Source organism: Virgibacillus sp. DJP39, from assembly GCF_049310925.1.
In the GTDB taxonomy this organism is placed as follows: Bacteria; Bacillota; Bacilli; order Bacillales; family Amphibacillaceae; genus Virgibacillus_F.
Window position 1 is genome coordinate 1 of sequence record NZ_JBMERP010000116.1, and the last position, 8,186, is coordinate 8,186.

An 8,186-nucleotide genomic window follows, 5' to 3' on the forward strand; every position below is an offset into this window, starting at 1 on the left:
CCATTGGCTTTCAGACGAACGGGTAGCTAATAATAGAATTAACAGAGCACATAAGACAGTTTCGGAAACAATTGAGAGGGTGGCTAGAGGTGTAAGCCAATATGGTAGTAAAGAATTTTGTTACTGGGGAATTGAACTAAAAGCTAACGGTGAACTAATTGGAGAAATAGATTTATATAATTTTGACAGTGCCACTGAAAACTGTGAGGTAAGTTATTCACTTGGATACAAATGGTGGAATCAGGGATATGGCACTGAAGCGTTAAGAGCGGTTGTGGAATTTGGCTTTAGACACATGAATATTCACAAAATATCTGCAGCACACAACATCGACAATCCCGCTTCCGGAAAAATAATGAGTAAAGTTGGGATGGAAAAGGAAGGAAAGATTAGACATATGATTCGCAATGCTAAGAGTCAATACAAAGACTGTGCTGTTTATGGAATTCTCCAAGAAGATTATCAAAACAACGTTGCCTATATTCTTAAGTTAGATGGCAAAAAATATCGTAATTAAACTGACAGGTTCATGAACTAAACAAGCAGTGGTTCAAAAGCTCATATTTACGGGTGGAGGAGAAAATGATGAAAGATATTAAGTATCGGGAAGTATGGGATTTAGATACATTATTTCCAGGTGGAAGTGAATCGGATCAATTACATAAACACATAGAAGAATTAGTAGGTAAAGTTAACGAATTTAAAAGTAAAGCAGCATGTTTTCAAACTCCGCAAGATGTTGATGATTCAATAAAGGTTGCAGAATTAATTGAATATATCAGTGTCATTAGAACTCATCTATCCGAAGCCAATTCCTTTATCACTTGTTTGCTAGCTCAAAACCCAAAGGATCAGAGAGCTGCCTCACTCCAGGGTAAAGCAGGATCAATTAGCTCTAGTTTTGAATCAGTTGTACATAAAACACAAAAGATCCTTATAAATATAGAAAAAGATTTGTGGGAAGCATTGTTAGATACTGATGAATTAAGAAATTATAAATTCATATTAAATGAGTGGCGAGAAAAAGGTCGATTGCAATTACCTGAGAATGAAGAGAATTTAGTGTCTGATCTAATGGTTGATGGTTATCATGCTTGGGGTCAATTTTATAATGCACTAGTTAGTGATATAAAAGTTTATGTTCCAATCAACGGTAAAGTAAATGAATTGTCAGTAGGGCAGGCAATAAACTTAAGATCGCACTCTAATGAAGAGGTACGTAAAGAATCGCACAAGGCATTAGAAGATGTTTGGACACAGAAAGAGGAATTGTTCGCCAAGATTCTTAATCATGTAGCTGGATTCCGATTACAAGTTTATAAAAATAAAGGGATTGAAAATGTCCTGAAAGAGCCGTTATTGGATAACCACATGAAAGAAGAAACCTTGAATGCAATGTGGAGAGCAGTTGATAAGTACAAGCAACCTTTTATAAATTATCTAAATAAAAAGGCTGAAATGCTTGGTGAAACAAAACTCAACTCTTATAATTTTTGGGCACCTATTACAGAGAGCAAACAACAAATGAATTACAAAGAGGCTGTTGATTTTGTAACTGAGCACATTGGTCGATTTGGACCAGAAATAGAACAGTTCACTACACAAGCTTTTGAAAAGGGATGGATAGAATCAGAAAACCGTCCAAATAAATCAGCGGTTGCATTTTGTGCAGGGTTCCCTCTTACAGGAGAATCAAGAGTATTTATGACATATGGAGGCACTATTAAGGATGTGTTAACTCTAGCGCATGAACTAGGACATGCTTTCCACAATCATGCAATGAAATCTGTTGAAGGGTTAAATAAACAATATCCTTTGAGTATAGCCGAAACAGCTTCGACATTTTCAGAAATGTTGATGTTAGATGCAGCGATAGAAAAGGCAAGATCAAATGAAGAGCGTTTGTTTTTATTAGATGAAAAGTTAAAACGCAGTGTGATGAACTTCATGAATATTCATTCCAGGTTTTTATTTGAAAAGAATTTTTACCAAGAAAGAAAAGAAGGGAATATTTCTTCATCACGATTAAATGAACTAATGCGAGAAGCAATAAATGAAGGATATAAGGGTTCTATTGCTACTATCCCAATACATTCTTGGATTTGGACACCTCACTACTATATTACCAAGTCACCATTTTACAACTTCCCATATACATTCGGGTACTTATTTTCCCTTAGTATATATGCAAAGGCTAAAGAAGAAGGAAAAGAATTTGAACCGGAATACCTGGCTTTACTTCGTGATTCAGGAAGCATGACAGTGGAAGATTTAGTGATGAAACATTTAGGAGATGATATTAGATCCGAGGCATTTTGGGAAAAAGGGCTTAAATTGTGCATTAAAGATGCAGAAGAATTCATATACCTATCTGAACAATGTGGTGAAGAGTAGAGTTTTTAATTTATTAAAAGGATGATTATAAGTATCAAACAGTATGGGGGATTTTGATGGAGGAAAATATAGAAATCATTCAGTTTAACGACAACGACTGTGACTTAGAGTATATTGCAGAACTATATTGTATGACATTTATAGAAAAAAACTTTTCTATTGAAAATAAAGATAATGCTGTGAAAAATATAAGGAAACATATAAGCTATGATGGATTCAAAGGTATGAAAGCAAAAGATAAAGCAGGCAATCTTATTGGCTTTGCTTATGGTTACACAAGTTTACCAACACAGTTTTATCGAGAAAAGATTTCTGCATAGTTATCAGAGGCTGAAGTCAATACTTGGCTATGTAATTGTTTCGAGTTTGTCGAAATGGCTATAAATCCTACTTATAAACGTCTAGGAATTGCAAGCAAGTTACACGATACTCTTATAGATCAAATCAAACATAATAACTCTCTCTTAACAACCGGAGTTGAAAATAGACCCGCCATTAACTTTTATAATAATAAAGGATGGGAACTGATTAAAAGTGATGCTCCTGTTATATCTGATGAAAGTTTACAAGTTATAATGGGGAAAGTAATAAATTGATAATAGAAGGGTGGTAGTTTGAGTAGCCCTTAATTGAACTTGAAAACTTATTTTTAGTATTAGGAGCTAATATAACTAATTTTGAAAACTACCGAGTTAATACTTCTAAATTAAATAATACATATGAAATATACAAAAAACTTCTGCAAGACAAGGGGACATTTATGTTTAAAAACCGTGCTTACATTTTTTATCTACTAGGATCTGTAATCTCAGCAATAGGTAATGGAATGCAATTTATCGCAATAACTTGGCTAATTCTTGAGCTGACCCAATCGCCAACACAAGTTGGGATTACCCTTGCAATAAGTTTTATCCCGCTAATGTGTTTAGCGTCGTTTGGTGGATTAATAGCTGATCAATATGATAGAAGATATCTAATGATTCTTTCCAATGTCTTTCGTTTTTTAGCAATTTGTATTGTACCTCTAGTTTACTGGTTTAGTGAATTAAACATTTTTGTAATATATATTATGCAATTATTTAATGCAATAGGAACTTCTTTTTTTATTCCAGCAAATGCCGGGTTTGTTAGAGAAATAGTTGATGATAAAAATATGTATCGAGCTAATGCTTTAACCCAGGTATGGATTCAGGTAGGAAAACTCTCTGGGGCTGGTTTAGGTGGCGTATTTGTTGCATTGTTTGGATCTATAAACGTTGTGCTAATAAACGCTTTAACATTTTTAGTAGCTGCATTTTTTATTTTTTATTGTAGAAGAGGCTATACTCCTCCACGGGTTGGAAATTTTAAACAACGAAAGTTTTGGGGAGACCTGAATGCGGGTTTCACCCTTCTGATCAAACAAAAGAGTTTACTGTTTTATGTTTTTTTGTCACTTCTTCCAGCTGTGTTCGTTCATATCTATAACCTAGCTGTCGGTGTCTTTGTAAAACAGGAATTAAACGAAGGTGCTAACGCATTAGGGTTTATTGATGGAGGGTACGCCCTTGGAGCTATGGTTTTAGGTTTCCTGATTAGTAGACGATCAGATTGGTTGAAAAGTAAACAACTAATTCCATTAGTAATTCTCGTAATGGCTGTGCCCTTTATTTTGTTCGGATTCAGTCAAACTGTCCCATTTGCTACAATTAGTGTTTTTTTAATGGGGGCAGCTTTTCAGATTGGTTTTACGATGTTTAATACGCTTATTCAAATTACTCCGCCAAAAGCATTTGTCGGCCGGGTAACTGGTTTTGCTAAATCAGTGCAGAGTCTCTGTGCTTTTGTATCTCTATTATTTTTAGGTGCGTGGCTAGAAACCCATTCTGTACGAGTACTTTTGGTAAGTATCTTTGTATTGTTAATCTTTACTAGTTTATTAATTTATATCACTTTTATGTTTTCAAAAAAACAGTACAAAACGAATGAAGTTCTTGAAAAAGCTAATGAGACTTAAATTAAGTATTATTGAAGGAAATAGTAAATCTTGCGACACTTTTTCTAAACCACAAACGATAGTAATAGTAACCCTTCTCTTCTTATATATACATTCGAATTCCCACAAGAATTGGTGTCACTCAATTTTCATACCTACAGAGCAGTAAATGCAGTAGGGATAAATTTTTATTGTAAAACGATAAATCATATGGTAGTATTAACACATCAAATTAAACGAGGTGCTTTTCATGAAACGAGGATCAACCCTCTTTTTAAAAACAGTTATTATTCTTATGGGACTCCTAGTTCTCGCTGTATGCGTATATGGGTTGTCCAGGTTTGACCCAAACTCCCCGTATTGGCAGCTTCCTGAGCTTGCTAATTTGCAATATCCCTTATTAATAGGAATGTACGCAGCAATGATACCGTTTTTCGTTGCTTTGTATCAGACTTTCAAACTTTTAAACTTAATTGACAGGAACGAAGCTTTCTCTGAACTATCTGTAAAGGCTTTAAAGAATATAAAATACTGTGCAATTACAATTATTATTTTGTATATTATAGAGATGCCATTCTTATATCTACTTACAAAGGCAGATGACGCACCAGGAATATTAATCGGAATGATCATTATTTTTGCTTCACTGGTGATTGCAGTCTTTGCTGCTGTTCTACAAAAGCTATTAAAAAATGCCATCGATATAAAATCTGAAAATGATTTAACGGTCTGAGGTGAAAAACAATGGCAATTATAATTAATATTGATGTGATGCTGGCTAAAAGGAAAATGAGTGTGACAGAACTTACGGAGAGGGTTGGCATAACAATGGCTAACCTTTCTATATTGAAAATGGAAAGGCAAAAGCAGTTCGATTTACAACTTTAGAGGCTATTTGTAAGGCTTTGGACTGTCAACCTGGGGATATCCTGGAATACAAAAGAGACGAAGATGCGTCAGAATAACTAAGAACGGATTTCTTTAATACATAATGTTGGTCATACGGTCTGCTCGACGAATATTTAGGTGTTTTATTGCTTGTCCCTAGTGTATTTGCACACTAGGGACAAGCTTTCCTTCTATTAGAACATCCGCCATTCATGCAATGAAAATTCACTCAGATGTCCTTATGAAATGAAAAGTAAAACTGGAAAGGGCAATTGAAAGTATAATTATTATCGGTGTATTTTAACATAAAGATTGCCATGATTTCGTTTACTGCTACACTTGTAAAACATGTAGCCACAACTTACGCTAAACTAGGAGGTTAGTAGACGAATGGATGTTACATACGAATTGAATTATACTTAGAGGAAAGATGTGGAAGGGAGTAGATTTAAAATGGGAAAGGTGACACCATTCTTAATGTTTCAAGATGGCAAGGCAGAAGAAGCGATGAATTACTACACATCACTTATTGAGGATTCTCAAATCACCAGAATTACTCGATACGGAGCTAATGAACCTGGGGAAGAAGGAACTGTAATGCAAGCTGTTTTTACCTTAAAAGGACAAGAATTTATGTGCATTGACAGTAATATAAACCATCAGTTTTCCTTTACGCCTTCGTTCTCCATATATGTGACTTGTGATACGGAAGAAGAACTTGACAATCTATATCAGAAACTCAATGAAGGTGGGCAAGCACTTATGCCTTTAGATGATTATGGCACTGCTTCAATCAGATGAGAGTGCATTTCCTCTTTTAATTCTTTTGCTTCTTTGCCACTAACATTGGCATATATCGAATCAACAAACTCATCAATTTGTTTCATTATTTTTTTCCCCCTTTAAAAATGAATCAATAATTTTTTTTACAAATTGCCATTCTTTTCGTTTTTCCTTAAATCCATCCATACCTAAATCAGTAAGTTTATAATATTTTCTTCTTCCTCCTGGTCCTTGTTCATCACCCCAGTAAGATTCAATCCATTTATTTTTTTCTAATCGTTTCAAAGACAAATAAAGCGTGCCTTCCTTTAATTCAAATTGTTCTTTGCTTTTTTGACGAACTAATTTGGCTAACTCATAGCCATACATATCCCTTGTATCTAATAGCGACAGAATCAATGTATCAATATGACCTTTTAAAACCTCTTTGTTAATTTCCATCATTTTTCACCTCCGAATTCACCATGTATTATATTACTATATAATACAAGGTATTCCTTCAAAAAAATATATAAAATAAAAACTGCCATTATGACAGCCTTTCATTCTTCAACTATCCTGCTTCTTTAGTACAATAAGAAAAAGACATTTCGTCTCAAATCCTTCTTCAACAATTGCACCCTTTAGAATTACTTGTGGAATTCTTAATACCGAGGGCAGATATATATCATTTTTTTCTAAACCAAAAAAATGTAAAACCGAAAAAAACAAAACCAATAATAATAGAAAAGGCAAAATGACTAATAAATGAGTAAATATCTACAAAAATAATTTGTAACGGTTCATAATCAAATATTTGTGCAAACAAAAATAACACAATCAATATTATAAAAACATTTCTCATTGGTGTTAAACACCCCTATATATCATTTATTCGTTTGTAAAACATAAGCAACCCTTTAGTTCAATAACTTCAACTTTGTTTTCCGTTAAAAGACCGAACTAACAAAATTCCCGATAATGCTGTAAGAAGAATTTGAGTTTCCGCTAATAAAAACATTTCTATAAAAAACGGAATGTCGATACTAAACCACTTGACCCAATACATCCTAGGAATAAAGCTTATGATTGCCAACAAGACCGAGGGAACTACAAGCCAATTTACTTTGAAGTTACCTTTAAGAATTATATTCTTTAACCCTTTCCACTCAATTAAGATACCAAACAAAAACGACCATAAACTCATTTTCAAGAGTGGGATTTGTGGGTTTGCCGCTCTCTCCATTGCCAATCTTGCTTCCTCGATGGTAGAAGTCATTAAATACAGTAATACCGTCATACCAATGACAATAACGCTATAAAATCCAACTTTCTTTTTGATAATACCACTCCTTTTTATAATGTGATTATTATTGTTTCAAGCTTTACTTTAACTACAATATTCCTTGTTCCACTAACCTGCTACGTTAGCACAATATCTCCCATATTTATTTTAACATAAAATTCTATTTATTTTCTCCGAAAAAATAGGACCTTTGATTAAGGTCCGCTCGGCATCTTCGATTCTTGCACGCGTTAATAAAACAAATTATTGTTCTTGTTGCCCTTTATTCTTTTTTATAGTTATTAGTTTTGACATGACAAAGTGAACTACTGCAATAGTGAGTAAAAAGTCTCTATACGCCTCACTTGTCCCACCCAAGAACCCAGCAACAGTAGAGAAAAACCCAAACGAAATTACAAGCAAAGCAAGAACATAATACTCAATTTTTAGATCCATTTTATATCCCCCTTTATTAAACATTACTGCACCCTTTAGTGAAAAGCTTTAGTCTTTGTTTCTTTCTAAACTATCTAATTGTGCGACTATAAATACAAGTAATAAGACAATCATCCCCATCATAGCTGCTATACCTGCAACATAACCAGTAAATACTTCATTACCTTCAAAAAGGCTAACTATACCAATACCGCCTGCTCCTCCAATCAGTAACAGAAACAATATCACTACAAATTTCCACAAAATAAATCCCCCTAAATTATTTTTCTTTATTCAACTTTACTGCGATACTTCTTGAAGTATCGCACCCGTTTGTTGAATAATAATTACTGTTCTATTAGCTTTTTGCTTTTGGGAAGTTTCATTAAAAGAAAACTAACTAAATAAGTAACACAAGTAAGTCCAAATAAAACGAAAATCCCAGGT

General features: G+C 33.8%; 11 protein-coding genes and 1 pseudogene. 8 read left to right on the forward strand and 4 right to left on the reverse strand.

Annotated elements, in window-relative coordinates; all coding sequences use genetic code 11:
* The 8 genes and pseudogenes from ACOI1D_RS20190 to ACOI1D_RS20225 form a co-directional block, all read left to right on the forward strand.
* On the forward strand, window positions 1-517 hold a 517-nt coding region (locus ACOI1D_RS20190), incomplete at its 5' end, for a GNAT family N-acetyltransferase (RefSeq protein WP_422503841.1).
* A gap of 68 nt (window positions 518-585) precedes the next feature.
* Window positions 586-2,394, forward strand: a complete 1,809-nt coding sequence (locus ACOI1D_RS20195) for a M3 family oligoendopeptidase (protein WP_422503842.1) — start codon at window positions 586-588, stop codon at window positions 2,392-2,394.
* 56 nt (window positions 2,395-2,450) lie between these two features.
* Complete coding sequence (locus tag ACOI1D_RS20200; protein WP_422503844.1) at window positions 2,451-2,714, forward strand: hypothetical protein; 264 nt, start codon at window positions 2,451-2,453, stop codon at window positions 2,712-2,714.
* A gap of 54 nt (window positions 2,715-2,768) precedes the next feature.
* A complete protein-coding gene (locus ACOI1D_RS20205) occupies window positions 2,769-2,990 on the forward strand; it encodes a GNAT family N-acetyltransferase (RefSeq protein WP_422503846.1) in 222 nt (73 codons plus the stop codon).
* 164 nt (window positions 2,991-3,154) lie between these two features.
* Window positions 3,155-4,390, forward strand: a complete 1,236-nt coding sequence (locus ACOI1D_RS20210; protein ID WP_422503848.1) for an MFS transporter — start codon at window positions 3,155-3,157, stop codon at window positions 4,388-4,390.
* Window positions 4,391-4,619: 229 nt separating this feature from the next.
* Complete coding sequence (locus tag ACOI1D_RS20215; RefSeq protein ID WP_422503849.1) at window positions 4,620-5,102, forward strand: DUF2975 domain-containing protein; 483 nt, start codon at window positions 4,620-4,622, stop codon at window positions 5,100-5,102.
* Window positions 5,103-5,113: 11 nt separating this feature from the next.
* Window positions 5,114-5,334, forward strand: a pseudogene (locus ACOI1D_RS20220) (helix-turn-helix domain-containing protein).
* A 376-nt stretch (window positions 5,335-5,710) separates the two neighbouring features.
* A complete protein-coding gene (locus tag ACOI1D_RS20225; RefSeq protein WP_422503850.1) occupies window positions 5,711-6,058 on the forward strand; it encodes a VOC family protein in 348 nt (115 codons plus the stop codon).
* Between the two features lie 72 nt (window positions 6,059-6,130).
* Here the strand turns inward: ACOI1D_RS20225 and ACOI1D_RS20230 are convergent, their stop codons facing one another.
* From ACOI1D_RS20230 to ACOI1D_RS20245, 4 genes are all read right to left on the reverse strand, one after another.
* The gene (locus ACOI1D_RS20230; RefSeq protein ID WP_422503852.1) at window positions 6,131-6,481 is read right to left on the reverse strand and encodes a PadR family transcriptional regulator; all 351 of its coding nucleotides are present in this window, start codon (window positions 6,479-6,481) and stop codon (window positions 6,131-6,133) included.
* Window positions 6,482-6,953: 472 nt separating this feature from the next.
* Window positions 6,954-7,319 carry a hypothetical protein gene (locus ACOI1D_RS20235; RefSeq protein ID WP_422503854.1) on the reverse strand — a complete coding sequence of 122 codons (366 nt, stop codon included), beginning with the start codon at window positions 7,317-7,319 and terminating at the stop codon, window positions 6,954-6,956.
* A gap of 249 nt (window positions 7,320-7,568) precedes the next feature.
* A complete protein-coding gene (locus ACOI1D_RS20240; protein ID WP_422503856.1) occupies window positions 7,569-7,760 on the reverse strand; it encodes a hypothetical protein in 192 nt (63 codons plus the stop codon).
* A 48-nt stretch (window positions 7,761-7,808) separates the two neighbouring features.
* Window positions 7,809-8,003: a hypothetical protein gene (locus ACOI1D_RS20245; RefSeq protein WP_422503858.1), complete on the reverse strand. Its 195-nt coding sequence runs from the start codon at window positions 8,001-8,003 to the stop codon at window positions 7,809-7,811.
* Window positions 8,004-8,186 lie beyond the last annotated feature (183 nt).

Bases quoted from the DNA above. Each gene is read 5' to 3' on its own strand.
- ACOI1D_RS20195 (WP_422503842.1), top strand. From the start codon at position 586: ATGAAAGATATTAAGTATCGGGAAGTATGGGATTTAGATACATTATTT.
- ACOI1D_RS20200 (WP_422503844.1), top strand. From the start codon at position 2,451: ATGGAGGAAAATATAGAAATCATTCAGTTTAACGACAACGACTGTGAC.
- ACOI1D_RS20205 (WP_422503846.1), top strand. From the start codon at position 2,769: ATGGCTATAAATCCTACTTATAAACGTCTAGGAATTGCAAGCAAGTTA.
- ACOI1D_RS20210 (WP_422503848.1), top strand. From the start codon at position 3,155: ATGTTTAAAAACCGTGCTTACATTTTTTATCTACTAGGATCTGTAATC.
- ACOI1D_RS20215 (WP_422503849.1), top strand. From the start codon at position 4,620: ATGAAACGAGGATCAACCCTCTTTTTAAAAACAGTTATTATTCTTATG.
- ACOI1D_RS20225 (WP_422503850.1), top strand. From the start codon at position 5,711: ATGGGAAAGGTGACACCATTCTTAATGTTTCAAGATGGCAAGGCAGAA.
- ACOI1D_RS20230 (WP_422503852.1), bottom strand. From the start codon at position 6,481: ATGGAAATTAACAAAGAGGTTTTAAAAGGTCATATTGATACATTGATT.
- ACOI1D_RS20235 (WP_422503854.1), bottom strand. From the start codon at position 7,319: ATGACGGTATTACTGTATTTAATGACTTCTACCATCGAGGAAGCAAGA.
- ACOI1D_RS20240 (WP_422503856.1), bottom strand. From the start codon at position 7,760: ATGGATCTAAAAATTGAGTATTATGTTCTTGCTTTGCTTGTAATTTCG.